Here is a 26,615-nt window from a genome sequence, read left to right as displayed (position 1 = left end):
AAAAATCACTAAGGAAAATTATCTTACCTGATGAATTTTCACTCCAGTTACGAGGATGCGGATTTTAAGTCATCAAACCTCTAATATTTTGCTGCTAATTTATATATCTCCTGTTTTATTCATATCTATAGTCAACATAATATTTTTATGATTCAATTATTTATTAAATTGACCATTTTTATAATTTTAGCTAAACTGTATATAGTTGTAGATTTATATTAATCTTAATATTATAGGTATATATCATGACAGCACTAAAAAGTTATATAGATAGCAATGGCAGACTTGCTATCCCAGCTAAGATTAGAAAAAAGCTACAACTTAAAGCAGGTGATGAAGTTTCTATTAAATATAAAGATTTTGAATTAATAGTTTTAACTTTTCATGCTAATGTAGAAAGAGCCAGAAATATTTTAAGTAAATACAAGGATATTGACTTGCAAAAAGAGTTGGAAATTATGAGAAGTGAAGATGTCAACAGGTTCTAAACCTTTGATCAAGACAAAAAAATATTTACACATCAGCAATCATTGCCTTATTAAAAAAAGAACCAGGTTATAAAATATTAGAGGATGTTATCGCAAGTAGTAGTATAGCATCAATTAATTTAAGTGAATTAGTTTCTGTCCTGACTAGGTCTAATATAGCAGAAAATGAAATTGATATAATCGTAGCAGATATAGTACCAGAAATCATACCATTTTGCGAAAATATAGCTATCAAGACCGGTAAGTTAAGTCGATTAACAAAGGATTATGGTCTATCTTTAGGTGACAGAGCATGTATAGCAACTGGTTGCTATTATAACATGGAGATTTATACTACTGATAAAATTTGGTTAAAAGTAGCTGATAATATTACCACAAAAATCATTTTAGTACGTTAGTTTAAGAAAAGCATACCCTATAATTTTTATAACAGCATAAAAACGTCATTACTACTTATTTATAGCATTCTCACGATGACGTTTAAGTTAGGATCGTAAAATAAGCAATTTACTATCACCATATATTTTCTCTTTAACCATTTCTAAAGAATCGTCTGTAAGATGCTCATTTTTAGCAAATTCAACGACAATAATTGTTCCATCTTTTAACCATTGACCTTTTTTCAAAGCATTTACTGCCTTTGATACAAGATTTTGATAGTATGGTGGATCAATAAAAATTAGATCAAAGCTATTTTTACATTTTGGCAAAGCTGTAGCATTGATATTTAGGAAAGTCATTTTATCCATTTCACCTATTTTACTAGCAAATGCTTTTGCTGCCCGCAAATAATCAGCATTTATATCAATTACTGTAATATCCCCTGCCCCTCTAGAACAACTTTCAAAAGCTAGGCTACCAGTGCCGGCAAATAAATCGAGAACCTTAGACTCCTTGGTAAATAACCTACCATCACTAAATTCTCCTGAAGTTAATATACTAAAAATCGCTTCTCGAATTTTGCCGGTGGAAGGACGATAATTAGAGTTTTTTAAGGTGGATATTATCCGATTTTTATGCTTGCCGGCGATAATTCGTATCATAAAAATTTCTTAAATTCCTCAAATGGCATTTCTTTATACTGATTTGGTTGCAAATCACCTAATATAAATCCCCCATAACTAATTCTAATTAACCGGTTAACACTTAAACCAAAATATTCAAATATCTTCCTAATTTCACGATTTTTTCCTTCAGTTAAAATTACTTCAAACCAACAATTAGTTTTTCCTGATTTTATTAATTTAATTAATTTAGGATCATAACGTATTTGATCAATCTCTATATTCTTATAATTTTTAAGCAATGAGCTTGGGTTACCGTGTGCTCTGACTTTATATATACGTTCAAGTTTACTTGATGGTAACTCAAACTTCCTTGCTAAGTCACCATTATTGGTAAGTAATAGTAATCCTTCACTATTTATATCTAATCGCCCGATTGAAATTACCCTAGGCAGATTCTGTAATACCAGATTTTCAAAGACAGTTTCTCTACCATAATTATCTTTATGTGAGGTAATTAAGCCAACAGGTTTGTAATATGTCCATAAACGCGGAGTTTGTTGTTGATTTATTAGTTTTCCTGATACTTCAATAATGCTAGTATTATCAACCAGGGTGGCAGGTGAATCGATGATCACCCCATTTACCTTTACTTCACTATTTTTGATAAGCAGCTCTGCAGCACGCCTTGAACATACTCCTGCATTACTAATAGCTTTTGCCAGCCTTTGTGTACTATCCTGTTTCAAATAAACAATCCTATATTTTTTATTTATAACTAACTATCCTGATATCTGTTTCTTATTAATGGCAATATAAAATACTAACATCATACTAATTGCAATGATCAGTATAAATAATGGTAATTGTATCAATGTTCCGTCATGCATATATCCCATTAGCATTGTGAAACCTGCGATAATTACATAATACATAAAACCAAAAAGTGAGGCAGCAGTACCAGCAAATTGACCATAATTTTCCAAAGCTTGGCTAAAGCAATTGGTCATTACCATCATGGCACCAGTGTTAATCATGCCCATCCATAATAAAGTTTGGAATACAGAGCAGATTACATCATCTTTATTAATTAAACTAAAATAGCTAGATGAAAAGAATAGCAGAGCTCCTAAGCACATAAGCTTAACACCTACAAAAAGAATATTGTCAGATGTTATTTGCAATTTGTGCATCCTTTTAGATATAATCCCACCTAAAATTGAAGGAATACATAAAAATAATGCTATCATACCAAATGATGAAGCTGCCATATTTAGTCCTGAGATAAAATAAAAAGGTGCTTCAGCAAAATAGCCAAATCCAATACCATTTACTGCTCCAATTAAAAATACGAAACCGAGCAATCTTATATCTCTGATCATTTTATTAAAACATTCTTGATACAATATAATAATCGAGCGTTTAGCCTCTAGATTTTGGTTAGTTTCTGGAAGTTTAGCTGATACTAACAACATAATTAATATTGCCATTACGATTAATACAAGAAATACAGCTGACCAATGATAAAATTTTATTACCAAACTACCGATAATTGGTCCTATAGCAGGAGCAAAAGCTATAGCAATACCTATAGTTGAGAATATCCTGCCACGATCTTGCGGGTTTATTGCATCTCTAACTATGGTTTGTCCTAATACTGACCCAACACTAGCCCCAAAAGCTTGCATAAATCTTGCAGCTAGTAACATATTTATATTATCTGATAGATAACAAATGTAGCATGATAAGGCATAAATTAAAAATCCTATAAGTAGACAAGGCTTACGTCCATAAGAATCAGATAAGTTACCCCATAGTAACACCCCAACAGCAAAACCAAACAAATAAATAGTAAGGGTATATTCAGCTAAATTAGCACTAATTGCTAAATCTTTGGCTAAGCTAGGAAGTGAGGGAGTATAAATAGTTTCGCTTAGTATCGGTATTGCAATAATTAATATAATAATGTATAATGGTATAATGAGGGTGTTTTTAATTTTATCTGATTTCATAACAACTAATCTATTGGTTTGTACTTTATATATTAAAATATTCAGAACATTACACCAAATTTTTAAAATTGCAAGTTGTATATCTTTTGCAAGAATTATATAAGAAATTTTTGATAATTTCTTACTTTAATCTTGAATATCTGGTAAATCAAGGCAATACCCTGTGGAACGAACAGTTTTTATAAATACTTCAGAGTTTTTGTTATTTAGAGATGCTCTTATTCTATTTATATGTACATCAATAGTACGTAAGTCAATAACCGCATCCTTTCCCCACACTTTGTTTACAATATCTTGACGAGAAAATATTACTTTAGGGGATTTTATGAAAAGTTGTAAAATCTTAAATTCTGTTGGCCCTAAACGAATTACCCTACCGTTATTAGTTACTTTATAAGTGGTAAGATCCATACTTACTTCTTTATACTTTATAACTTTATCTTGTAGAATTAAATTAGAGCGTCTTAATAAAGATCTTATTAAGAGCATTAATTGATCTGATGTGAATGGTTTAATGAGACAAGCGACAAAGTTGCTATCTTCTAAAGCGTAGCCAGACAGAGATTCTCCTGGATGTAACAAAAAAATTATTGGAACTCTCACTAAATCATCAATTTCTCTTATTTTACTTGCTATCTCTGTAGCAAGTTTATCTTGTACTATCGAGTCAATAATAATTATATCAGGAGGATTAATAGCAGAAAGAACTATTGCTTTTTCTACTGTATTAGTCTTAATAAGGTTAAACCACGCTCTCTCCATGACGTTAGACAGAGAAGCGTTGACGCTTTTAGTTGATTCTATAACAAGAATTCTCGGTGGTAATTTATCAAACATGCTAATACTTAATTAAATGAAGATTTTAGGCATAACTAAATTCTTGTATTGTCTATCCAAATGGTTTGAAAAATTGGAGCATAAACAAAAGGTGGAGTTAAGACAACGTATACAGCTATTAAGCATAAGTACATCAATATCCAAAGTTTTGTGAAACCAATTCTAAAGCAAAAGAGTATCCTTTAGTTATGCAAGAGTCTAATGTTACATTATTGTAAATTATTGTAATGATTATTAAACTTAACTTTTTAAAGTGCAATATTATCGAATTAATTAATAAATTTCTACTAAATTTATTAACATAAGTCTACTAATTTAATTATTTGTTTACAGACCGTAGAAAACGGTTGTAATTATGCAATTATTAGAGATATTTTAGAGATTCATTAATTATGCCTTGTAGTAAAGATAACACTTGAATTAAATGTTTTTTGTTGTTATAAATAACTTTATTTTGTAGCTGGAGATTCTTATATATGGCTTTTTACGAATCAGTTTTTATCATACGGCAAGATATTTCGTCTGCTGATGTAGATAAAATTACCGATGATTTTACTAAAATTGTTGAAAATAGTAATGGTGAAGTTGTTAAAACTGAATATTGGGGTTTAAGAAGTTTAGCCTATAAGATTGGTAATAACAAAAAAGGACATTATGTTTTTATGGGGCTTAAAACTGACTTTTCAGTAATAACTGAAATGGAAAGGAAAATGAAGCTAAGCGAAAATATTATTAGGTTTATTAATATAAATGTTGACTCAATAAGCACTGAACCTTCACCGATTCTAAGAAGCAAAAGTTTAGATCATGAAGAAATAGTGGATGTAACAATTAATAAAGACTCAATGTAATAAAATTGGAAAAGATTAAAATGTTTGAAAATGATGCTACTGACTCTAAGTCAATGACTAAAATGGCTGATAAAAATAATAAAAGGGTGTTTTTTAGAAAACGTAAAGGTTGCCCTCTTTCTGTTGCTAATGCTCCAATAATTGATTACAAGAACCCTGACTTGTTAATAAAATTTGTATCAGAAGGCGGTAGAATGCTACCTAGCCGAATCACTAATGTATGTGCCAAAAAACAAAGAAAACTAAAAAATGCTATAAAAATTGCTAGAATTCTAGCATTATTGCCTTTTGTGTTTCAAGTTTGAGCAGAGGAATAAAATGGAAGTTATTTTAATTAAACCCGTAAGAAAGCTCGGGAAGATTGCAGAAATTCTTAAGGTAAAAAGGGGTTTTGCTCGTAATTATCTTATCCCTAGAAAATTAGCAATTAGAGCAACAGAACTCAATAAACAGCTCATAGAAACTCAAAAACATGATCTTGAGGAAAAAGACCTAAAAATAAGAGCTGAGGCAGAAGCTATTAATACTATTATAAGTAATAAAGAATTAGTATTTATTAGACAGTCTGCTGATGATGGCCGATTGTTTGGGTCAGTGAATAATAAAGAAATTGCCGAAAGTTTGTCTAAGGCTTCTTCACAGTCAATATCACATTTAAATATTATTCTTAAGAAGCCGATAAAATCAACCGGTGCCTTTGTCGTAGAGGTTAGGTTACATGCTGATCTTAGCACAAATATAACAGTAATTGTCGCAAGGTCAGAATCTGAAGCACAGGATTACGCAAGAATTAATAAGCAAGATGCTGCTAGCCCTCCTGAGGGTTTTGATCAACAAGAAGTCTCTATTAACGATATAGAGCAGTTATAGTCAATTCAGGAGAATTTGGGGCTAGGAGCGATGGAGCGACGCCTATAAGTAATAGGCGAGCATTGAGCGACAACGTCCCCAACTTCTCATCAATTGACTATATACTAGATTCCCGCTAGAAAAGTAGTCATTGCGAGGAAGACCGCAGGTCGACGAAGCAATCCACAAAAGTAACCAAAAATGGATTGCCACTACCTACTTGCGTGGTCTCGCAATGACGAAAAAGCTATCTAAAATCCGCTCCACCTTCTAACTTTCAACAGTTGTGGCTTAGTTTCATCCCTGCTTCGGTGCGGGATCAAAATTCCCAAATTCCCCTGAATTGACTATAACACCGTCATTGCAAGAAGCCACTTTAAAATTAAGTAAAAATGATCTTTTTTCTTGGAGGTATATAAACAGTTTGATCTTGGGCATTTATGGTATTGTCATGCTGCATCTTTTCCATGACGCCAATAAAATAATTACCATATGGCATTAATTTTACTATTGCCCAATCGTCCTTAATAAATTGAGCAATTTTATCTAGGTCAGATTTATTTTCAGCAAAAGATATAATTTTTTGAGGAGGTGTTACCCTTATCATAACATTATTTTTTTATTAAATTTTTATAAAAATGCAAGTTTTACCTACGACTCACATTTAACTGTAAAACAAGGAATGTGCAGACGAATATCTCCGCAGGTATATTTGCGGTATCAATTCTTCAAAGCAGGAGAGTATACATATTTATTAAGTAATTGCAATTACTTAATCTTGGAATATGCATTTTTAGAATATTTATTATTATTCTTCTTCCATCTATTATGAAACCAGAACCATTGTCCTGGGTTTTCTTTAACCCAATTACCTAAAATTTGGTTAATAGTAACCATTATATTATAACAATCTGTTTGATTATTATTAGTTTTTTGTAATTTTATTGGCGGATGAATAATAATTTTAAAATAACTGTTATTACTATTAGTGCGAACCACTTGTAATGGTATAATTGGGTAGCTGAACTGTAATGCAATTTTAGCAATTGCCTGAGCAGTCATGGCTGGCTGCCCTAAAAATGGTACTTCAATACCATTATTCATTTTTTGATCTACCAGCATACCAATTGCATATCCTGATTTAATAGCAGATATTAGCTCTCTTACCCCTTGTGTTCCTTTGGGAATTAGCTTTATATCATTACTTATACGCGTATCGTTAATTAGTTTGTCAACATAAGGATTATTTAATTTGCGGTAGATAATAGCAAATTTATGATAAAATTTATTGCTAATTTTAAGAGCAAAATCCCAATTAGCAAAATGTCCAGTAAAGAATAAGAATGGTTGCTGTGATTTCTGGAATTCTATTATATTCTCAAGACCACTTATCTCTATTCGTCTAGATAATTCTTCCTCTGACATCTTATTAATATATGGAAATTCTCCTATAAAACTGCCAAAATTATCCCATACTTGATTAACGATTGCTTGAGAATTTATGGATCCTTCATTTGTGTATAGATTATTGCCAAGAATATTTTGAATATTTTCTTTTGCAACTTTATTAACTGGTAACAAAGGACCTATTTTCCTTGCTAAGGATCGACAAATATTTACAGATTTGTCAATACCCAATGCCCCTAGTATTTTTAGTACTATTAAAACAAAAAAATATTCAAGTAAATATATAATATTTTTAAATAATTTTTTCATATATTAAATCTACTAATAATTGTTGATTATTTAATAATAAATGCACATCGCAACATATTACGGACAGATCAGTATCGCATATTCTTACGTAATCTTTTCTAGTGGTTATTAGCAGAGAGTTAGATTTTTTTGATTGTTCTTTTAAATATTCTAAATCTTCTGCAGAATATTGATGATGATCAGGGAAAATCTTATGACCGATTAACTGCAATCCATAATTTTCTAATGTAGAGAGAAACCTTTCAGGATTTCCTATACCACTAAAGGCAAAATAATTTTTTGTCTTGTCGATATTTATAGAGGGAACTATTTGAGCTTGTATACTCTTCTGCTTTGAGTATAGAAATGGATACTTCTTATATGAGAGAAAAGAATCAGAACCTACTGAAATAACTATATCGGCTTTGTCAATAGCTTGTTTGGGGTATTGACGCAGAGGACCAGCTGGAATTAAGAACCCATTGCCAAATAATCTATTAGCATCAACTGACAGAATAACAATATCCTTATGAAAATTAGGATTCTGCATCGAGTCATCTACTATAATCACCTTTGGCTTAATCTTTTCTATAAAAGGCTCTATATCTTGAATTTTCTTTGCGGCAATGACTTTACCATATTTTAACAGCATTACTGTTTCATCCCCGACATCTGCTACTGTATGGTGTGCTTCAACTAACAATGCTTCTTGAAGATTACTACCATAACCTTTAGTGATAATTATAAAATCAATATTAATAGCTTTCAATAGTTGAGCAAGGAAGATTACTATTTGAGTTTTACCAGTACCCCCGATGCTTATATTACCAACGCAAATTACTTTACAAGGAAATATTATTGGGCGAGCTGTGATCCTTCGTAGATAACTAGCAAAAAGATATAACCAGCTTAATGGTAATAATAAATAGGCAATAATATTTTTACTTTGCCAAAATTTAGGGTAAATAAGCCTGATCATAGTTATTATAAGTAATATTGCTCAAAGTCATTGCTAGGAAGCCCATAGGTCAACGAAGCAATAAATTGCCATGGATTATACCTAAGGTAAACGGGTTAAGATAACTTCAAACCTATCATGGAAATTATCATAGTACTAATAAAGAAAACTCGCATAGCAGAATATGGCTCATTAAAATACACTATTCCTACTATGACTGTTCCTACCGCTCCGATACCAGTCCATAGAAGATAAGCAGTGCCAAGAGGTAGCTTATCTAGAGTTTTACTAAGACAAATAAAGCTTAATATTGAAAAGCCAATAAAAGCTATAATAGGTTTTATTTTGGTAAACCCATCTGATAATTTCAACGATATAGAAAAACCTATTTCAAATAATCCGGCAAATATAAGGAGAATCCAAGTTACTAGCATATTATTACCTTTGTTTAACATGTCCTGAGGACTTGCTATTTTGCAAAGAACTTTTATTAGGCAAGTTGGGCTGTAGCTGAGTCTTTATTGTACTATATTTTTGATTAACTACAGACTTTACCCCACTACTCAATAGATGTTCCTTTGCAACATTATGCTCTACAGATTGTTGTTTGGTCAAAAATTCTTTATTATTTTTTAACAAATTAGTTTTTAGAGTAGTAATTTTTTGTTCTTCCTCACTCATCGATTTATCAGCACTAAGAATCATCCCCCCCATCTTCTCTCCTATTTTGGGAGCATATTCTATTGCTAGAATAGAAGCCGGGACTACCATAAAAGCAAATGTAGCCCCGGCTGTTGCAACACTAATCGCCCCAACTGCTAAAACACTAATAGCAGTTATAATTTTGCTAGTTGCTTGTTTAAATATTTCCATTTTCTTATTATGTTTTGCTGCAACAGTTACTATTCTATTAATTTCCAATTGAACATTATCACTTACCTCTTTAGGCTGTTGATATTTTTTTACCGCATGCATTACTGTTGTACGAAATATTTCTGGTTCAACTTGAATAAAGTTTGTTAATTCATAATTATTTTTTGCTGCCAACAAACCTTTTAGCACTTGTTTGATTACTCCCCTCTCTTCAGAATTTGTATCACCAAAATTTGTATTTATTAGTGTATCAACTACTATATCTTCTGATTTGTTTAGAATATTATCTCTATCCTGATAGTCTACTGCATCTGCAGAGATTGCTACCGAAAACAACATTAATACTGTTGAAAAACTATCATCAGTAATAACTTTTTGACCAAAAAAAGTTCGTAATTTACCAATGCAATTACCTATATGCACATTAATTTCAGGTATTGATTTAAGTCTAATTTCATAATCAATAGCTATGACATTAGCAAGTGTTAAACATGTTTGTTTTGTTATATTATTAATTAACTCTTCACATATGCTTTTTCTGCATATAGAAATATTTGTACTGTTGAAGATGTTCATAATTTTATTTATTTGTTGTTATTTCTCTTATACGCATGTTGAGTTTTGTAAAAATCACATCAGGGGTTCTTTCTGTTGATAGTTTATAAATAACCTTGGGCTCCAATACATCTTCTTTTTTGACGTCTATAGATAGTACAATAGTATTTTCCGGCATACAAGAGTATATTTCTTTTATGATTGTCGAGAATGTTACAAAATCTTTAGTAGAGAATCTTATGTAAACATCATAATTCTTTATCTTTATAGTATCTTGCTTTGTTCCCATATCTGATCTAATACCACTTAAGAATTCTTGTTTAATCGATATAGTAATCGGCTCATTTAGGTTGTATTTTTTTGACAAACTATCAATTTTCATTATTAACCTTGCTCTCTCTAAACAACTTTGTCTAGCAGAAATAGATAATAATTTCGTATATCTTGCATAGGTCTCTAGTATTTTATTTTTTGAATTTATTATAGAATATAGCTTTAACGTTTCTTGAGCTAGGGATTCTGCAATATTGTTATTCTTGCTAATCGACTCCATATAATCTTTATTAAGACTTTGCAGCAACCATAAAATGCTAGAAATACACAAACAACATATAGCAAACTTAAAAAATATAACATTTTTTAGATGAATAATAAAATTTTTAAGCATCTTTTACCCTTTCTTTTTAGTAATAATAACCGATGCCGGTATTACCACTCTATTAGGTAAATCTAATATTTGGTCAGTAAATATTGTAAATTTAATATCCATATTGCTAAATATTTTACTAAAATTTGCAATTTCTTGTTCTAAAAATTTAGTAGCCTCTTCGACTAATATATCATTAACTATAAGCCTCAATGATATTCCAATTTTTATATACTGATTAGAGGATGATAACGTATTATCTAGATCCAACCTTTGCCATTTAACCTCTTCTATATGAATACTAGGTGGTAAATTTGTTACAAACTTTTCTAACAAATCAAATGGTATTGGTGCTGGAATTTGTAATAATGATTCAAAGACGTATAAATCAGCTAAATTAGTAGCGTTTTGAAGATATGGATAGGTCTGCTTAACATTATAATAATCCTGCTCAGTACTAAAATAATGTGAATTTAAAATATCTAACTTTTTGTAATTTGCTACGGTTTTAACTTTGATAATAGATGCGGCAAATATCAATATTATTATTATAGTAATAAGTGGTTTAAAAACTAAAGAGCTGATAAGATTGAGTTTAGCTATCGATTCTAAATATTGATTAGAGGCTAGAAAGCTTTTTTGTTCATTAAATAATTTAACGATCATCCCATCTGAAAATTTATTATCCAATTCCCCTGAATTGACTATACATATTACTGGATGTCCAGCAAAATTGGATTGTTCTAATAGCAACTTTAAATTTTGGTCTACTATGAAAATTATACAAACTTTAAGGGCTAGATTAGCAATATAATTTTTACAAGATATCAAACAATCTTCCACTTCTTGTTCGATTATACCCTGAATATATGAATCTGACTTATCAGCTGGATAGTCCAATGTTTGTTTTGAGATTATATTACCTTGGTGTTTAACAACAAGTTTAATGCCGCTGCTATTTAAAATACATACAAAAATTTGTAAATATTCACTATATTTATTATTCTCAACATTTTTTACAATTTTATCGATAATTGTTTGCAACTCTAAAGATAAAAAATAAATCCCACCAAATTTTTTGCTATCACTTGCCAGCAAATTTTCAAGTAGTTTACTTAAAGGAGGAGTATAAGGACTAGAGACAATCAAACTATTCCACACCTCACTAGGCTTGGTATTGATGTTATAAACACTATAACCAACTATATAATCTGCAGGAAAATACTCTTCAATAAACTTCTCCACAGGATTGTTTGTTACTATTGAATGTAGTACAGGTACTAGCTCATGACGTAATTGACATTCAGAACCGCTTAATAAGAAGAAAACATAATGTTTCTTGAATTTAGCAAAAAATTCTTTATAGGAATCTAATTCATTTTGCTTTTTATCAGGGACAAATAAACTACCTACAACTTTATCGTGAACCAAAGCACAAAGAAATGTACCTTTATCTCCTATTAGGATAATAATATTTTTTTTATACAAAAAATACGCTATAAGCTTGTGCAACATTTTTATAAAAACTTGCATTTTTAATCGATTGAGTATATTAATCATAGATTAGCACTTAACTTATAGTTAGTTAGATTATATTTTACCTTACGTATAACAAATATCACCCTTACCCGACTTAGTGTCACCCCTGCGTAAGCAGGGGTCTTAGATTCCCGCCTACGCGGGAATGACAAAGGGAAGAAGCGGGAATGCCAAGGGAGTCAATGTCATATATCGTAATATATCATAAAAATTAACTACACTAATAGATATATGCAAATTATTTAAAAAATTGTCAGATATAATCATCAGCTTTTATTGTTGCCTGAGCTGCGGCAACCCTTGCTATAGGGATGCGGTATGGTGAACATGATACATAATGCAAACCAACTCTATAAAAGAACTCTATAGAATGAGGATTACCAGCATGCTCTCCGCATACGCCAAGTTTTAATGTAGGGTTGCTCTTTAAACCACGTTTTATAGCAATTTTTATTAACTCCCCTACCCCTTCCTCATCTAATTTACTAAAAGGATCAAATGCAAAGATTTTTTTCTCCAAATAATCCGGGAAAAATGAGGCTACATCATCTCGAGAAATGCCGTATGTTGTTTGGGTCAAATCATTAGTACCAAAACTAAAATAATCTAGCTCTTCAGCAATCTCTCCAGCTTTTAAAGCTGCTCTTGGTAGCTCAATCATCGTACCAAGAGTAAAATCAAACTTGCATTTGTTAATATCTTCCATGTTAGTAATAACATCTTGTATGTGTATTTTTAAGATTTTCAGTTCATTAACATCACTAATTAAAGGAATCATTAACTCCAGAATAGTATTGATATTTTCTTCAACTTGTAACTCTCTGATAGCAGTAAAAATTGCCCTTATTTGCATTTGATAAATCTCAGGATAAGAAATACCGAGGCGACATCCTCTATGTCCAAGCATAGGGTTTACTTCATATAATGCATGCAAGCGTTGCTCCACAACAGCTAACGGTAGATTCATCACCTTTGCTAAGTTTCTTTTATCATCCTCTGTTGTTGGTAAGAATTCATGTAGAGGCGGGTCAAGCAATCTGATATTTATCGGTTTACCCTGTATAATTTTAAATAATGCCTTAAAATCTTGAATTTGTAAGGGCAATAATTTACTAATCGCATGTTTCCTTCTCTCTAGATCAGGAGCAATGATCATTTCTCGTACTAATGGTATTTTATCATGGTCAAAAAACATATGTTCTGTTCTGCATAAGCCAATTCCGCTTGCCCCAAATTTTAGGGAAACACCTGCATCTAAAATAGTTTCGGCATTGGCTCTAACTTTTAAAGTAGCAAATTCATCTGCCCAATCTAGAATTGTTTGAAATTCCTTAGTAAAAGTAGGCTGAATCAATGGCACCTCCCCTAAGAAAATTTTCCCAGTTCCGCCATCTATAGTTATTAAGTCACCATAGTTGATGATAGTATTACCTATTTTAAACATCTGTTTTTTTTCATCTATTACCAAATCATTTGCCCCGCAAACACATGGTTTTCCTAACCCTCTAGCAACTACCGCAGCATGAGAGGTCATCCCACCTCTGGCTGTCAGAATACCGGCTGAAACATACATACCGTTTATATCTTCAGGGCTAGTATCATGGCGTACCAAAATCACTTTATGGTGATGCGACATTTTCTCAGCATCATAAGGAGAAAAAACTACTATACCAGTAGCAGCCCCTGGAGAAGCTGGTAGCCCTTTAGAGATATGGTCTAGAGTATTGCTATAATCAATAGCCGTATGTAAAAGCTGCGTTAACGATTCCGGCTCTATACGCATTATTGCTTGTTGTTTAGAAATCAGCCCTTCTTGCACCATATCCGTAGCAATTTTAATGCTGGCTAAAGCTGTTCTTTTGGCGGTACGTGTTTGCAAAATATACAAAACTCCGTTTTGTACGGTGAATTCAATATCTTGTACGTCCAAGTAATGTAACTCTAACTTCTTACAAATCTCTTGTAATTGCTCAAATATTTGTGGCATAACTATTTGCATTGAACAATCTACATCATGCTCGTTGGTAATAGGGCTGGAGGTTCTTGTCCCTGATACCACATCCTCACCTTGAGCATTTACTAAATATTCACCAAAAAGCTTATTTTCACCAGTTGCAGGACAACGCGAGAATACTACGCCTGTAGCAGAATTACTTCCTTGATTGCCAAAAACCATTGACTGGACATTAATCGCCGTACCCCAGTTATTGGGTATATTGTGTAATTTTCTATAAGTTACCGCCCTATCCCCTGCCCAAGATTTTAATACGGCTTTTATTGATTGTTCTAATTGTTTATATGGGTCAAAAAGTGATTCTTTACCATGAGATTCTTCACCATGATTAAAAATTATTTTTTTAAACTCTTCAACTATTATTCTTAAAAAATCTCCTGTAATTTCTTTCTCTTGATAGATATTACATTTAACCTTATGCATCTCAAATGCATTTTTAAATAAACCATTTGAAATTGATAGCACCATTGATCCATACATTTCTAAGAATCGTCGATAGCTATCAAGAGCAAAAATCTCATTTCCAGTAATATTTGATAGTGCATCGCAAACTTGATCATTATACCCAAGATTAAGTATAGTATCCATCATACCAGGCATCGAAGCTCTTGAACCTGAGCGAACGGATAATAATAATGGATTATTATGATCACCAAAAACCTTGCCAGTAGAATTTTCTAAATTTTTAATAGCTATCACTAAATCATTATTAAAATTCTCAGGCAAACTGTAATTATTTTTATAAAAATAATTACAGAGTTCTGTAGTAATAGTAAAACCATCAGGAATAGGTAAATTTAAGTTAGACATCTCGGCAAGACCAGCTCCTTTACTGCCAAGCACGTCTTTCATTTGAGCATTACCATCCCCACCTTTAGTACCAAAATAATAGATCCATTTGTTCATAAATACCAAAACAATTTACTTTTTATGTCACCCCTGCTTCGGTGCGGGGTCTAGATTCCGCACCGAAGCACATAAGCATCAGTTTAAGAAAACAATAATTGAAAAACCGTCATTGCGAGGAAGACCGTAGGTCGACGAAGCAATCCAGAAAGGCGATTAGAGATGGATTGCCACGCCACCTACGGTGGCTCGCAATGACGACTTTTCTACCTTATTTTCTTAAACTTACGCCTATGTACCGAAGCAGGAATAACAGGGAAGCCAAGAACCTGACAAAGTAGCAAGAACGACCAAAGCCCCCTACCCCACCGTCAAAATTTGTAACCATATCGTACACCTAAATTAGTTAAACCAGGGTTAAGTTTTACAATCTTAGCGTTAGATAAGTGGTCAATAATTAAGGAAACAGCGTGCTTCTCTTGAATTACTACACCTAAACTAAGGCTTTCTCTAAATAAAAATCTTGTTCCTAAGGCTCTTCTTCTTTGATTTAATTTTTCTATTTCCCCATTATGAATGGCAAATCCAAAACTTGCTTCAAAAAATACACATTTCGTCATATCAAAATGCCAAGTAATCCCAGTATAGATATGGCTAGTATAGCTATCACTGTTAATACTTGTCCCTATATGAGGATAAGCATATAAAAATTTGTATTTTTCAAAAAGCCATTCTAAATTAAAATCACAACCCTTCTCAATACGTTCTCTTGATCTACCACTCAGTCCAAATTTATACCCTAAATCATGTCTGAATACTCCAATTCTCATTTCGTCAGCCATAGTTCTTGAACCAATTAATAAAAGAATTAGAAAAATTAAGTGCTGTATTTTTTTATATTTCATATAACTCAATGCCCTTTTGCTTTATTAGTTAAAATTAATCCCATAATCAAATCATAAGCTCTAGCAAATTGATAATCTTTTTTATAAAGATCAGATAGTTGGTCTAAAGTATTTTTTGATTCAGTCGTTTTTGTTTTATCTTTATCTTTTGTAGTATCATCTGTTTTCTTAATAGCCTCTTTATCTTTATTTGTAGAGTCTAGTTTTTTATCATCATTTTTTTTGTTATCGTTTTTTAAGTAATTTTTTAAAGAAGCTTCAGAGAATCTTCCATCTATCATTTTTGTTTCGGGATATTCAACTTTTACCATCTCAACAAATATGTCAGGTTCGATACCCTCTGCTTGAATTGAACGATCATTAGGGGTGTAATATTTAGCCGTAGTAAGCTTTACAGCCGCTCTAGGACTGATTACCGAAAAGCTTTGTACAGATCCTTTACCGAAAGATTTTATGCCAAGTATTATCGCTCTTTTATGATCTTGCAAGCTACCTGCTACAATTTCTGCAGCTGAGGCAGAGCCAACATTAATAAGAACAATCATCGGAACTAATGGAGCTTTTTCTGCAGATTTATTGCTATTAAATACCGCATTACTATTCTTGGTTCTTCCCTTGGTAGTAACAATTACTCCAGAATCAATAAAATATTCGCTAACAGCAACAGCCTGCTCTAACAAACCACCAGGATTATTACGTAAATCTAGAATAATACCCTCTATGCTATTTTTACTACCATCTTTTAAAGTTTTCATAGATTTTTTTAATTCTTCAATGGTGTGTTCATTAAAAGCCCCTATTCTTATATAAGCTATATTATTTTTTTCTAAATGAGCTTTTACTGGGGTAATGGTAACTATTTCGCGGATAAGTTCAATTTCTTTTGGCTTAGATTCACCTTCTGTAATCACCAGTAATTTCACTTTTGTTCCTGGTTCTCCACGCATCTCTTTGACAGATTTATGAAAACCTAAAGTTGATACAAACTCATCATTAACTCCTACTATATAGTCTCCAGCTTTTATACCCGCCTTATAAGCTGCTAGATCATCAATAGGGGAAATGACTTTGATGGCACCATTATCATACTGCACTTGAACACCAATACCGCCAAACTCTCCTTTAGTCTCATTAAGAAAATCTTTTAGATCATCATCAGTAAAATAGCTAGAATGGGGATCTAGCGAAGTTAACATGCCTTCGATAGCAGCATCGGTCATTTTTTGTTTTTCCGGTTCTTGAACATAGTCTTTATTAATACGCTCAAAGACCTCTTGAAATTGTTTGAGATAAGCTGTATCTGATAATTCGTTCTTTTTTTTCGGTTCTTCCGCAAATGTGATATTGGCACAAAAGATAAAACTTGATAATAACATTATAAAGCGTATGAACATAGTACTCCTAAATATCTAAATTGTTTATAATTGTATCCATCTTAATTAAAGCCTGATTATAAATGAACTGAAAACGTTTTTCTGGTTTTTTGCCCATAAGATCGTCTACTATCTTAGCAATATTATCAAAATCATCTATAGTAACTTTTAGAATGGTTCTATTTTTTGGGTTCATTGTTGTTTCTTTTAACTGAGCTGGCATCATTTCACCTAACCCCTTAAATCGACCAATATCTATTTTAGCCTTACTATTTTTTAATAATTTAGCAGTTAAATCAGTTTTTTGTTGATCATTTACTGCATAGTAAGTTTTATTAGATTGGGTTAATCTATAAAGAGGTGGTTTAGCAAGATATAAATGACCTGAAGATATTAACTTCGGCATACGAAGATAAAAGAACGTCATTAACAATGAGGCGATATGAGCTCCGTCAACATCAGCATCTGTCATAATTATTATTTTTTCATAACGCAAATTCTCCTCTCGATAATTTTTAAGACTACCACAGGCTAATGCCACCTCTAAATCTTGAATTTCTTGGTTGTTAGTAATTTTCTCGAAAGTTGCATTGGCAACATTCAAAATTTTACCTCTAAGAGGTAAAATAGCTTGTGTTTCTCGATCTCTTGCCTGTTTAGCTGATCCCCCGGCAGAATCTCCTTCAACCAAGAATAATTCCGTCCCATTAGGAGAGGTTCTTGTACAATCTGCTAATTTACCTGGTAATCGCAATTTTTGTGTAGCAGTTTTACGTGAAATATTTTTTTCGTTACGCTTATTTATTCGGTATTCCGCAATATTAACTATATGTTCAAGCAGCTGGTTGGCTACGAGTTTATTACTACTCAACCAATGATCAAAATGGTCTTTAACAATGTTCTCTACTATTTTATTAATCCCAGGCGAAACCAATTTTTCTTTTGTTTGTCCTTGAAATATTGGCTCTTGGATAAATACAGAAAAAACAATAGAAGAAGTTTCTAGAATATCCTCAATAGTAAGTAAAGTGGTTTTTTTATTACCGGTCATTTCACCATATACCTTTATACCACGCAGTAATGCACTACGCAAACCTTGCTCATGGGTTCCACCAAGAGGGGTAGGAATAGTGTTGCAATAGGATTGGATAAAAGGCTGGTCTTCATTTTTATGCCAAGCAATTGCCCATTCCACTTTTATGTGATCCTGGTCCCACTCAATATTACCACAAAAAATCTCTCCACTAACTAAATCTTCCAAATTTATTTTAGAAATTAAATAATCTTTCAAACCATCTGGAAAATGGATGAGAGCTGTTGCTGGAACATCGCTTTTAGTTTCAACTTCACATTGCCACTCTATCGTTACCCCTCTATACAAATAGGCTTTTGATTTGGCTAATTCATATATTCTTTTTGGTGAAAAGGATGGTTTCTCTCCAAAAATTTCTGGGTCAGGATGAAAATTGATAGATGTTCCCCTTAATTTTTTGGCAATATCTTCACTGGTTAAATCATTCAATTTTTGTCCTTTGGAATAAGATTGCTTGAATAATTTACCCTGCTTATATACTTTAATTTCTAAATAGTCGGATAAAGCATTAACAACCGAAATGCCAACTCCATGTAAGCCACCTGCTGTTTGATAGACATTATTTGAAAATTTACCACCAGAATGAAGGTGAGTTAAAATTACCTCAAGAGCAGATTTATCAGGAAATTTGGGATGATTATCAACAGGAATCCCTCTACCATTATCAGAGATAGTGATACTATTATTTACATGCATCTTTATGGTGATAACGCTAGCAAAACCAGCAACAGCTTCATCCATAGCATTATCTAGCACTTCCGAAACAAGATGATGCATAGCATTCTCGTCCGTCCCGCCAATATACATACCAGGACGCTTGCGTACAGGCTCAAGCCCTTCTAATACTTCAATATCTTTTGCTGTATACGAATTATTAATTTTGGGCTTTTTTTCATTAAAGCTAAATAGATCAAGCATATTATGATGTTAACTTACAAGTTTTTGATGAATATACTATTTTGAAAGATAGAGAAAAGCAAGAACACATACAGCAAATGCTTGAAATATAACCCGTAACGACATTAATTTGGAACTAAATTTTTTGTCAATTTTCCCGCCAATAGCCATAGAGACAACACCTAGCACTAAGATTAATGTAGTCAAACTTAAAGCAATTAATATATATACCACAAAATTATCTCTAAAAATTACTTTATTATATAGTCAATTAACCTGAATTAGTGCCGAATAAGCCATAGTACCCTACAATTTTTATTCTATAACTCACCTTACGCACAAACCACATGACAATTTAAAAATTCCAGGAAAGTGCAAAATGTCATTGCAAGACCACTACGTGATCGTGGCAATCGACATTTATTAGATTGCTTCGTCGACCTTACGATCTCCTCGCAATGACGATTTTTTAATTATTGTTTTCTTAAACTAACGCTTATGCGTCATTGCGAGGAGTGCGGAAACCGCACAACGAAGCAATCCATGTAGTCGATGTATCTATACTAATTCTCATGAATTGCTTCGTCGCCACTAAAAGTGGCGACTTTGCTAAACTTAGTAACGTTGTATACTTTATTTTATAGAAGTTACAGCCCTACGGTTCTGTACCCAAGCTGCTTCATTATCACCAAGAACAGCTGGTCTCTCTTTACCATAAGAGATAGTATCAAGCCTGCTCTCCTCAACTCCTAGATTATTAGTCAAGTATTTTCGAACAGCCTCTGCTCTTCTTTCACCAAGCGCCAAGTTATACTCTCTTGTCCCTCTCTCATCACAATGCCCTTCAATAGTGGCTGTTACTTTAGGATGGCTTTTTAACCAATTAGCTTGTTTACTTAGCTGTTCTTTTGCTTGAGGCGAAATATCTGATTTATTAAAAGCAAAAAACACCCTGTCACCAGCACGTCTTTCAAAATCAGAAGCTAGAGAACTTTCCTCAACTTCATTAGTTATACCCGTATCTATCGGTTTTTTCTTTGCACCACACCCAGAAAGCATAAATAGTGCTAAAAAAGCTATTGTGGTTTTTTTTAGTATCATAACAAACTCCTTAAATTATTAAATAAGCTACTGATTTACATTTGCCTAACAAAAAATTGTCAAACACCCATTGCCTGCATTATATACTATCATATCACTACTTAAAAGCATAAAATTATTCTAATATTACATTTTAAACTCTTTAGTATCTGTGTCAGAAATACCATATATCTATAGTCAATTGATGAGAAGTTGGTGACGTCGTCACTCGCCTATTACTTATAGGCGTCGCTCCATCGCTCCTAGCATCAACTTCTCCTGAATTGACTATAATCCGTTAAAGTTCTGATAACACCCCCTTTATCATATCTGGTAACTTTCCTAGTTTACTTACATCAGTACCACCTGCCTGAGCTATATTCGCTTGACCACCACCGCCACTACCGCCAAGGAATATAGATATTTCTTTAGCTAAATTACCAGCATGAACCTTATTACTGATTTTTTTACTAACAGCAACTGTAATCGATAATTTGCAAGTATTATGCCCTGTGCTACCACTAACCTCTTTAGATTTTTCCGGCATAGCTATGTATATAACTACAAGATTATCAGACTTATCAACTATTCGTTCAGCAGATAAGCGTAATATTTTACTATCTATATTATGTACTAGCTTGTAAACAAACTTTATATCAGAAACACTGACTGATTCTTTGGCAATTTGTTCAATATTCAAATCAAGCATCGAGACCTGCAGAGATACTAACTGATCTTCTAATTGTTTCTTACTAGCAATTAGACTATTCACCTTATCAATAAGTTCATTCTTACCTATTTTTAAAGCGGCAGATATATTTTCAATCATCGCATCATTCTGCCTAATTAGTTTTAAGACAAATTCACCGCAAACCGCTTCTATCCTCCGAACGCCAGCTGCAATAGCATTTTCACTGGTAATTTTAAACATCCCAATATCACCGGTTCTAGTAACATGTGTACCACCACATAACTCAAGTGAATTTAGTTCGAGCGAATTCATCGCTACTACCCGTACTTCAGAATCATATTTTTCACCAAATAAAGCCATAGCCCCTGCTTTAATAGCGTCGTCTGTTGACATTAATGTTGTGGTAACTTTTGAATTATCAGTAATAATCTGATTTACTTTATCTTCTATCAAGATAATTTCTTTTTGGGTTAATGCCGCCATATGACTAATATCAAAACGTAAACGATCATATGCTACCAGCGATCCTTTCTGCGTTACGTGTTTACCCAGTACTTGATGTAATACTGCATGTAATATATGAGTTGCCGAATGATGAATTCTTAAATTATTACGATATTTGACATCAATAGCAAAATCGGCACTATCTCCAACCTTAATGGTGGTTCCTTCCTGCCAAATACATATATGAGCAATTATTGAACCAAGATATTTTACCGTATCTACTACTCTAATTTTACTGTTGCTAGATTTGATATAACCTATATCCCCCATCTGTCCACCAGACTCCCCATAAAAAGGAGTTTGATTACTAATTAGAATGAATTTCTCCTGACTAGTTTCTATAGTATCAACTAATTTATTATCTTTAATAAGAGCTAATATCTTACCTTCCGCCTCATTCAAATAATAACCCAAAAATTCGGTACTACCAAATTCTGCTTTAATATCAAACCACATCTTATCTGTTTTAGATTCATTCGAACCTAACCAAGATTTTCTTGCCCTATCTTTTTGCTCTTGCATCTTATTATTAAAGCCATCAAGATCAATGGAGATTTGTTTAGATTTTAATATATCTTCAGTTAAATCGACAGGAAAGCCGTATGTATCATATAATTTAAAAACTATTTCTCCTGAAAGCTCTGAATTTTTACTAAGATGGTTTGTTTCATCATCAAGTAATTTAAGACCTCTTTCAAGAGTTGCTTTAAATCTTATTTCCTCTTGTTCCAGGATATTACTGGCAAAATCCTCAGCCCTTCTCAGTTCGGGATAAGTTGTTCCCATAATCTCTACTAATTTAGGAAGCAGTCTATACATTAAAGGTTCACTACTACCAAGTATATGGGCATGCCTCATACTCCGACGCATAATACGCCTAAGTACATATCCTCTACCTTCATTTGAGGGCATGATGCCATCACTAATTAAAAAAGCACAAGCTCGTAAATGATCTGCAATAACCCGGTAAGAAAACTTAGCCTCTCCTTCTACCTTAACTTTTACTATATTCTCGGTATAGGCGATTATTTCCTTAAATAAATCTGTGTCATAATTATTATAGACATTTTGCATCACAGCACTAATACGCTCCAACCCCATACCAGTATCAATGGATTTTTTAGGCAATTCAATCCTAGTATCACTATCGACTTGTTCAAATTGCATAAAGACCATATTCCAAATCTCAATGAAGCGATCACCATCTTGCTCTTGCGTTCCTGGCAACCCGCCTTGTATCTGCTCTCCATGATCATAAAAAATTTCTGAACATGGTCCACAAGGTCCAGTATCTCCCATTGACCAAAAATTATCAGTGGTTTTTATTTTAATAATTCGCTCATCGCTTAAATTAGCAATTTTTTTCCAATAGGTAGCTGCTTCTTCATCAGTATGATAAACCGTTACATATAGTTTTTCTTTAGCTATAGCAAATTCCTTGGTTAAAAGATTCCAAGCATGATATATTGCTTCTTCCTTAAAATAATCACCAAAAGAAAAATTGCCCAACATTTCAAAGAATGTATGATGTCTTGCAGTATAACCAACATTCTCAAGATCATTATGCTTACCACCAGCCCGTAGTGATTTTTGACTAGTAACCGCTCTTTGATAATTTCTATTTTCCTGACCGGTAAAAACGTTTTTAAATTGTACCATCCCAGAATTAACAAACATTAAACTAGGATCATTATGAGGAATAAGAGAACTAGCTGGAACGTGTAAATGATTATTGGCAACAAAATAACTTATAAATTTATTTCTAATTTCTTCAGTGGTAAGTTTAGTCATGAGTAAATGATCCTTGGAAAATGTTTAGTTTAATGTTTTATTTAATTTTATATCACATAAATATATCTACACTAAGTGTATTAACTCATTTTATTTACAATAAATGTATTTTTATTTTGAATATATATAGTCAATTGATGGGAAGTTGGGGACGTCGTCCCTCGTCGCTCCTAGCCCCAAATTCTCCTGAATTGACTATAATTAATTATCGCAGACAGTCTCTTAAAGGGATAATTGATATTTTATAACTTATTTAGGTTTGGAAAATTATGGAGTTTATGGCACATATGTTTGTGTAATATTCTAACAACAATTATACCTTCCTCCTGCTTTATATAATAAAGCACATGTTTCTTTATAGGAAAGCTTAGTAACGCATGATATATGTCGGCACGCAAAGTACCTATACTAGGACTGCTGCTTAAAGTAATAATTTTACTATATATCTCGTCTAGATATTTTATGGCTTGTTGTTTTCCCCAATATTTTAGAGTATAATTTGTAATATCTTCAAGATCACGTCTAGCACTATCAGTAAACTTACATTGAATCATTGATCTTCATTTGTAGGTTATTAAAAACATCCCTATAATCATATATTTTATTTTTTGTTATGTCGTCTAATCCTTCAGCAATAGCAAGTTTTAATAGCTGTTCTTTAAAGGCTTCCAATTTTTGAAATTCTTTATCAGAAACTATTACAGCTATAGGCTTACCATTTTTTCTTATACTAATAGGTTCTACTTGAGCTTTAATAAGTAATTCACCAAATTCACGTTTTGCATCAGTTGCATTTAATTGTTCCATAACAATAATTATTTTAATTAATATGCTCAATTAAAGCATAAGTTACTAATATAGTCAAATTAATAACAATATAGTCAATTGATGGGAAATTGGGGACGTCGTTACTCGTCGCTCCTAGCCCCAAATTCTCCTGAATTGACTATATATGGCTAAAAGCTTTTTATCTTAAAAGTTTTTCTATGGTAAGGTGAAAAACCATGAGAATGTATAGCATTTAGATGTTCTTTTGTCCCATATCCAAAGTTCTTATGCCACATATATTCTGGAAATTCTTTGGCATACTCAAGTAATAAACGATCTCTAGTAACTTTTGCAATAATAGATGCCGCTCCAATAGAAATCGATAAATTATCACCATTTACTATACTAATAAATCTTGAATCGGCAAATTTCATGTTACCATCTACTAATATTGTATCCGGTTTAACAGAAAGATTTGCTACTGATATAGTACAAGCCTTTTTAGTCGCTTCAAGGATATTAATTATATCTATCTCATCGTGATACACTATACCAACAGACCAAATATAATTCTGTGTTATTTGTTCATATAACAAATTCCTCTTTTCTCTAGTAAGTTTTTTAGAATCTTTGATACCATTTATGATTCTTGTTTGATCAATGATGACAGATGCAGCTACTACAGGCCCCACTAACGGCCCTCTGCCAGCTTCATCTACTCCAGCTACTAACCCAAAATATTTTTGCTCTAATTCAAACATAATATTCTCCTATTTTAATATGACATCTGACTTTTTCGTCATATATGGACGAGTGAATTTGTCAAGAAAGAAAATAAAAAAATAGAGCCACAAAGGAAGCGGTCATATATTCGGCATCAAGTGCCATAATGGTTTCTGCATTCTTATAAATATCCTTGAGTGACCTCTCATTCCCACGGCTTCTAGAGCCTCGACATAATTACGGATTTTATTCAGAATACTTATTCATTAACTCTTTAACTTTCGTTCTCTTTATTGTTACTATTCTTTACTCACAATATTTATCAATTACCAATTTTTATTTAGTTGACATAGTTTCTTCTTTTTTTCCAACTAAACTAATTTGCAACATATTCGCTACCATTGGTGACTACTGCATAAGCAATCCTTGCTAACTTATTTGCTAAACCAACACATATAATATTATATGATTTATTTTCAGCAAATTTCTTCACTGCCCACTGCACTAGTTTATCTTTTGATTCCTTATCACTTTTTGCTCTTATTGCTATTGTCCTTGCGGCTTGAATCAACATAGTTCTGGCATATCTATCTCCTTGTTTGGTAATCCCTCCTAAAACTATCTTATCTCCTGAGCTATGTTGCTTTGGTACCAAACCAAGCGAAGCAGCAAAATCCCTCGGGGTTGGATAACTTTCCATTGGGGCTACACTCAAACAACTAGCATTGATTGCTCCAATGCCAAAAATTGTCTGCAACCTAGTAGCTTTCTCACTTTGCTTATTATTGCTGATAATCAGCTTTTCTAAAGTTTTTTCTTTGTCACATAAATCCTCAATTTCTTTACATTCTAAAAGTAAAATTGACCTTACCCCAGAATTTATATAACCTTTACTATACGCTAACTCTACCTCCAGCCTACATGATTTGCAAAATTTATTTTTACTTAATTTTGTATTATAGCCATATTCACATAAACTTGATATTGTAGAATTAGTTTTTTGCACACGATCTCTGATCGTATTACTTCTAATTTTATGCAAGAATTTTATATCTTGTTCCTCCTTGCTTTTTAGTAGCACAGTTTTTAATTCTGGATCACGAGCCGCTTTGCATATTGCTAACGCATCGTTATAATCATTTTTCTGTTTCGATGTAGCATAAACTTTTACATCTTTTGTTTTCATTAGTTTGACTTGCAAACCAAGCTTAGCAATTTCCTGTGACCAATAATTAGCTCCTCCACATGCCTCCATAGCTACCAATGAACTTTTATCGAGATTGCTTAAATAGGCTATTAACTCATCTCTTGTAACTTTTTGGCAACCTATTTTTTTGCCATTTTGATCGACTTGCACCAAGTGCATACTATTTTTTGCTAAATCTATTCCTATTATAGTATTTTTTATGCTATTATTTATCATGGTATGGACCTATTAATTAAATTATTATTTAATTTGGAGCAGCTGAAAACTATTTTTCAGCTGACTCCGTACAAGTAAAGCATATTTCGCTTCACTCGTCCATACCATCATTCCCGCTTCGGTGCGGAATCTAGCCCACAACTGTTGAAAGTTAGAAGGTAAAGCGGGTTTTAGATAGGTTTTCTGTCATTGCGAGACCA

27 protein-coding genes are annotated in these 26,615 nt (G+C 32.5%); 5 read left to right on the top strand and 22 right to left on the bottom strand.

The genetic code is table 11. The annotated features are described in order from the left end of the window. Positions 1–245 precede the first annotated feature (245 nt). Both ACQH6S_RS06545 and ACQH6S_RS06540 read left to right on the top strand, forming a co-directional pair. A complete protein-coding gene (locus tag ACQH6S_RS06545) occupies positions 246–488 on the top strand; it encodes an AbrB/MazE/SpoVT family DNA-binding domain-containing protein (protein ID WP_425360259.1) in 243 nt (80 codons plus the stop codon). A gap of 23 nt (positions 489–511) precedes the next feature. Next, entirely contained in the window at positions 512–886 is a 375-nt protein-coding gene (locus ACQH6S_RS06540; RefSeq protein WP_425360902.1) for a type II toxin-antitoxin system VapC family toxin, read from the top strand. Positions 887–973: 87 nt separating this feature from the next. Here the strand turns inward: ACQH6S_RS06540 and rsmD are convergent, their stop codons facing one another. From rsmD to ACQH6S_RS06520, 4 genes are all read right to left on the bottom strand, one after another. Then, positions 974–1,531 carry a 16S rRNA (guanine(966)-N(2))-methyltransferase RsmD gene (gene rsmD / locus ACQH6S_RS06535; RefSeq protein WP_425360258.1) on the bottom strand — a complete coding sequence of 186 codons (558 nt, stop codon included), beginning with the start codon at positions 1,529–1,531 and terminating at the stop codon, positions 974–976. Beyond that, complete coding sequence (locus ACQH6S_RS06530) at positions 1,528–2,241, bottom strand: pseudouridine synthase (protein WP_341748897.1); 714 nt, start codon at positions 2,239–2,241, stop codon at positions 1,528–1,530. Before ACQH6S_RS06530 ends, rsmD begins: the two co-directional genes overlap by 4 nt. A 33-nt stretch (positions 2,242–2,274) precedes the next feature. Next, positions 2,275–3,504 (bottom strand): multidrug effflux MFS transporter, encoded by a 1,230-nt coding sequence (locus tag ACQH6S_RS06525; RefSeq protein WP_425360257.1) that lies wholly within the window; start codon positions 3,502–3,504, stop codon positions 2,275–2,277. A gap of 126 nt (positions 3,505–3,630) precedes the next feature. Continuing rightward, positions 3,631–4,341 (bottom strand): winged helix-turn-helix domain-containing protein, encoded by a 711-nt coding sequence (locus tag ACQH6S_RS06520; protein ID WP_094649702.1) that lies wholly within the window; start codon positions 4,339–4,341, stop codon positions 3,631–3,633. 476 nt (positions 4,342–4,817) lie between these two features. Here ACQH6S_RS06520 and rpsF point away from each other — a divergent pair, with 476 nt between their 5' ends. The 3 genes from rpsF to rplI are packed head-to-tail and all read left to right on the top strand — an operon-like array spanning position 4,818 to position 6,062. Continuing rightward, positions 4,818–5,192 (top strand): 30S ribosomal protein S6, encoded by a 375-nt coding sequence (gene rpsF, locus ACQH6S_RS06515; protein ID WP_094649701.1) that lies wholly within the window; start codon positions 4,818–4,820, stop codon positions 5,190–5,192. Between the two features lie 20 nt (positions 5,193–5,212). Continuing rightward, positions 5,213–5,497, top strand: coding sequence for a 30S ribosomal protein S18 (gene rpsR / locus ACQH6S_RS06510; protein WP_094649700.1), 285 nt, complete (start codon positions 5,213–5,215; stop codon positions 5,495–5,497). Between the two features lie 13 nt (positions 5,498–5,510). Next, on the top strand, positions 5,511–6,062 hold the full coding sequence (gene rplI / locus ACQH6S_RS06505; protein ID WP_341748894.1) for a 50S ribosomal protein L9: 552 nt from the start codon (positions 5,511–5,513) through the stop codon (positions 6,060–6,062). 361 nt (positions 6,063–6,423) lie between these two features. Here rplI and ACQH6S_RS06500 read toward each other — a convergent pair whose 3' ends face one another. The 18 genes from ACQH6S_RS06500 to ACQH6S_RS06415 all read right to left on the bottom strand — a co-directional run bounded on the left by ACQH6S_RS06500 (position 6,424) and on the right by ACQH6S_RS06415 (position 26,415). Then, the gene (locus ACQH6S_RS06500) at positions 6,424–6,648 is read right to left on the bottom strand and encodes a DUF2674 domain-containing protein (protein ID WP_094649698.1); all 225 of its coding nucleotides are present in this window, start codon (positions 6,646–6,648) and stop codon (positions 6,424–6,426) included. Positions 6,649–6,809: 161 nt separating this feature from the next. Further along, positions 6,810–7,757 carry a lipid A biosynthesis lauroyl acyltransferase gene (locus tag ACQH6S_RS06495; RefSeq protein WP_425360255.1) on the bottom strand — a complete coding sequence of 316 codons (948 nt, stop codon included), beginning with the start codon at positions 7,755–7,757 and terminating at the stop codon, positions 6,810–6,812. Then, on the bottom strand, positions 7,741–8,715 hold the full coding sequence (gene lpxK, locus ACQH6S_RS06490; RefSeq protein WP_425360254.1) for a tetraacyldisaccharide 4'-kinase: 975 nt from the start codon (positions 8,713–8,715) through the stop codon (positions 7,741–7,743). Before lpxK ends, ACQH6S_RS06495 begins: the two co-directional genes overlap by 17 nt. 95 nt (positions 8,716–8,810) lie before the next feature. Then, on the bottom strand, positions 8,811–9,149 hold the full coding sequence (locus ACQH6S_RS06485; RefSeq protein ID WP_250310816.1) for a DMT family transporter: 339 nt from the start codon (positions 9,147–9,149) through the stop codon (positions 8,811–8,813). Further along, positions 9,133–10,143 carry an RP853 family protein gene (locus ACQH6S_RS06480; protein ID WP_425360253.1) on the bottom strand — a complete coding sequence of 337 codons (1,011 nt, stop codon included), beginning with the start codon at positions 10,141–10,143 and terminating at the stop codon, positions 9,133–9,135. The genes ACQH6S_RS06485 and ACQH6S_RS06480 overlap by 17 nt, the downstream gene beginning before the upstream one ends. 4 nt (positions 10,144–10,147) lie before the next feature. Continuing rightward, positions 10,148–10,789, bottom strand: a complete 642-nt coding sequence (locus tag ACQH6S_RS06475; RefSeq protein WP_094648849.1) for a hypothetical protein — start codon at positions 10,787–10,789, stop codon at positions 10,148–10,150. A 3-nt stretch (positions 10,790–10,792) separates the two neighbouring features. Further along, positions 10,793–12,301, bottom strand: coding sequence for a hypothetical protein (locus ACQH6S_RS06470; protein WP_425364438.1), 1,509 nt, complete (start codon positions 12,299–12,301; stop codon positions 10,793–10,795). Positions 12,302–12,560: 259 nt separating this feature from the next. After that, a complete protein-coding gene (gene ppdK / locus ACQH6S_RS06465; protein ID WP_425364437.1) occupies positions 12,561–15,227 on the bottom strand; it encodes a pyruvate, phosphate dikinase in 2,667 nt (888 codons plus the stop codon). A gap of 311 nt (positions 15,228–15,538) precedes the next feature. After that, a complete protein-coding gene (locus ACQH6S_RS06460; RefSeq protein ID WP_425364436.1) occupies positions 15,539–16,072 on the bottom strand; it encodes an acyloxyacyl hydrolase in 534 nt (177 codons plus the stop codon). 5 nt (positions 16,073–16,077) lie between these two features. After that, on the bottom strand, positions 16,078–17,466 hold the full coding sequence (locus ACQH6S_RS06455; protein ID WP_425364435.1) for a S41 family peptidase: 1,389 nt from the start codon (positions 17,464–17,466) through the stop codon (positions 16,078–16,080). A 7-nt stretch (positions 17,467–17,473) separates the two neighbouring features. After that, positions 17,474–19,456: a DNA topoisomerase IV subunit B gene (gene parE, locus ACQH6S_RS06450; protein ID WP_341759340.1), complete on the bottom strand. Its 1,983-nt coding sequence runs from the start codon at positions 19,454–19,456 to the stop codon at positions 17,474–17,476. A 36-nt stretch (positions 19,457–19,492) separates the two neighbouring features. Next, positions 19,493–19,669, bottom strand: a complete 177-nt coding sequence (locus ACQH6S_RS06445) for an HIG1 domain-containing protein (protein ID WP_341748884.1) — start codon at positions 19,667–19,669, stop codon at positions 19,493–19,495. Between the two features lie 399 nt (positions 19,670–20,068). Next, entirely contained in the window at positions 20,069–20,533 is a 465-nt protein-coding gene (gene pal / locus ACQH6S_RS06440; RefSeq protein ID WP_425364713.1) for a peptidoglycan-associated lipoprotein Pal, read from the bottom strand. A 280-nt stretch (positions 20,534–20,813) separates the two neighbouring features. Then, positions 20,814–23,501, bottom strand: a complete 2,688-nt coding sequence (alaS, locus tag ACQH6S_RS06435; protein WP_425360249.1) for an alanine--tRNA ligase — start codon at positions 23,499–23,501, stop codon at positions 20,814–20,816. Positions 23,502–23,743: 242 nt separating this feature from the next. Next, the gene (locus ACQH6S_RS06430; protein WP_341748882.1) at positions 23,744–24,055 is read right to left on the bottom strand and encodes a type II toxin-antitoxin system RelE/ParE family toxin; all 312 of its coding nucleotides are present in this window, start codon (positions 24,053–24,055) and stop codon (positions 23,744–23,746) included. Next, positions 24,042–24,308 (bottom strand): type II toxin-antitoxin system prevent-host-death family antitoxin, encoded by a 267-nt coding sequence (locus ACQH6S_RS06425; protein ID WP_341748881.1) that lies wholly within the window; start codon positions 24,306–24,308, stop codon positions 24,042–24,044. Before ACQH6S_RS06425 ends, ACQH6S_RS06430 begins: the two co-directional genes overlap by 14 nt. A gap of 149 nt (positions 24,309–24,457) precedes the next feature. Continuing rightward, a complete protein-coding gene (locus tag ACQH6S_RS06420; protein WP_425360248.1) occupies positions 24,458–25,030 on the bottom strand; it encodes a ribonuclease HII in 573 nt (190 codons plus the stop codon). A 338-nt stretch (positions 25,031–25,368) separates the two neighbouring features. Beyond that, positions 25,369–26,415 (bottom strand): IS110 family transposase, encoded by a 1,047-nt coding sequence (locus ACQH6S_RS06415; protein WP_425364434.1) that lies wholly within the window; start codon positions 26,413–26,415, stop codon positions 25,369–25,371. Positions 26,416–26,615: the final 200 nt, after the last annotated feature.

The organism is Candidatus Tisiphia endosymbiont of Mystacides longicornis (assembly GCF_964031095.1).
In the GTDB taxonomy this organism is placed as follows: Bacteria; Pseudomonadota; Alphaproteobacteria; order Rickettsiales; family Rickettsiaceae; genus Tisiphia.
Note: the sequence above shows the minus strand (reverse complement) of the source record. Positions and strands in the feature narration are given on the sequence as shown.

What these genes read in the sequence shown, in the direction of transcription:
- ACQH6S_RS06545 (WP_425360259.1), top strand. Translation starts at nt 246, where the DNA reads ATGACAGCACTAAAAAGTTATATAGATAGCAATGGCAGACTTGCTATC.
- rsmD (WP_425360258.1), bottom strand. Translation starts at nt 1,531, where the DNA reads ATGATACGAATTATCGCCGGCAAGCATAAAAATCGGATAATATCCACC.
- ACQH6S_RS06525 (WP_425360257.1), bottom strand. Translation starts at nt 3,504, where the DNA reads ATGAAATCAGATAAAATTAAAAACACCCTCATTATACCATTATACATT.
- ACQH6S_RS06520 (WP_094649702.1), bottom strand. Translation starts at nt 4,341, where the DNA reads ATGTTTGATAAATTACCACCGAGAATTCTTGTTATAGAATCAACTAAA.
- rpsF (WP_094649701.1), top strand. Translation starts at nt 4,818, where the DNA reads ATGGCTTTTTACGAATCAGTTTTTATCATACGGCAAGATATTTCGTCT.
- rpsR (WP_094649700.1), top strand. Translation starts at nt 5,213, where the DNA reads ATGTTTGAAAATGATGCTACTGACTCTAAGTCAATGACTAAAATGGCT.
- rplI (WP_341748894.1), top strand. Translation starts at nt 5,511, where the DNA reads ATGGAAGTTATTTTAATTAAACCCGTAAGAAAGCTCGGGAAGATTGCA.
- ACQH6S_RS06500 (WP_094649698.1), bottom strand. Translation starts at nt 6,648, where the DNA reads ATGATAAGGGTAACACCTCCTCAAAAAATTATATCTTTTGCTGAAAAT.
- ACQH6S_RS06495 (WP_425360255.1), bottom strand. Translation starts at nt 7,757, where the DNA reads ATGAAAAAATTATTTAAAAATATTATATATTTACTTGAATATTTTTTT.
- lpxK (WP_425360254.1), bottom strand. Translation starts at nt 8,715, where the DNA reads ATGATCAGGCTTATTTACCCTAAATTTTGGCAAAGTAAAAATATTATT.
- ACQH6S_RS06485 (WP_250310816.1), bottom strand. Translation starts at nt 9,149, where the DNA reads ATGTTAAACAAAGGTAATAATATGCTAGTAACTTGGATTCTCCTTATA.
- ACQH6S_RS06480 (WP_425360253.1), bottom strand. Translation starts at nt 10,143, where the DNA reads ATGAACATCTTCAACAGTACAAATATTTCTATATGCAGAAAAAGCATA.
- ACQH6S_RS06475 (WP_094648849.1), bottom strand. Translation starts at nt 10,789, where the DNA reads ATGCTTAAAAATTTTATTATTCATCTAAAAAATGTTATATTTTTTAAG.
- ACQH6S_RS06470 (WP_425364438.1), bottom strand. Translation starts at nt 12,301, where the DNA reads ATGCAAGTTTTTATAAAAATGTTGCACAAGCTTATAGCGTATTTTTTG.
- ppdK (WP_425364437.1), bottom strand. Translation starts at nt 15,227, where the DNA reads ATGAACAAATGGATCTATTATTTTGGTACTAAAGGTGGGGATGGTAAT.
- ACQH6S_RS06460 (WP_425364436.1), bottom strand. Translation starts at nt 16,072, where the DNA reads ATGAAATATAAAAAAATACAGCACTTAATTTTTCTAATTCTTTTATTA.
- ACQH6S_RS06455 (WP_425364435.1), bottom strand. Translation starts at nt 17,466, where the DNA reads ATGTTCATACGCTTTATAATGTTATTATCAAGTTTTATCTTTTGTGCC.
- parE (WP_341759340.1), bottom strand. Translation starts at nt 19,456, where the DNA reads ATGCTTGATCTATTTAGCTTTAATGAAAAAAAGCCCAAAATTAATAAT.
- alaS (WP_425360249.1), bottom strand. Translation starts at nt 23,501, where the DNA reads ATGACTAAACTTACCACTGAAGAAATTAGAAATAAATTTATAAGTTAT.
- ACQH6S_RS06430 (WP_341748882.1), bottom strand. Translation starts at nt 24,055, where the DNA reads ATGATTCAATGTAAGTTTACTGATAGTGCTAGACGTGATCTTGAAGAT.
- ACQH6S_RS06425 (WP_341748881.1), bottom strand. Translation starts at nt 24,308, where the DNA reads ATGGAACAATTAAATGCAACTGATGCAAAACGTGAATTTGGTGAATTA.
- ACQH6S_RS06420 (WP_425360248.1), bottom strand. Translation starts at nt 25,030, where the DNA reads ATGTTTGAATTAGAGCAAAAATATTTTGGGTTAGTAGCTGGAGTAGAT.
- ACQH6S_RS06415 (WP_425364434.1), bottom strand. Translation starts at nt 26,415, where the DNA reads ATGATAAATAATAGCATAAAAAATACTATAATAGGAATAGATTTAGCA.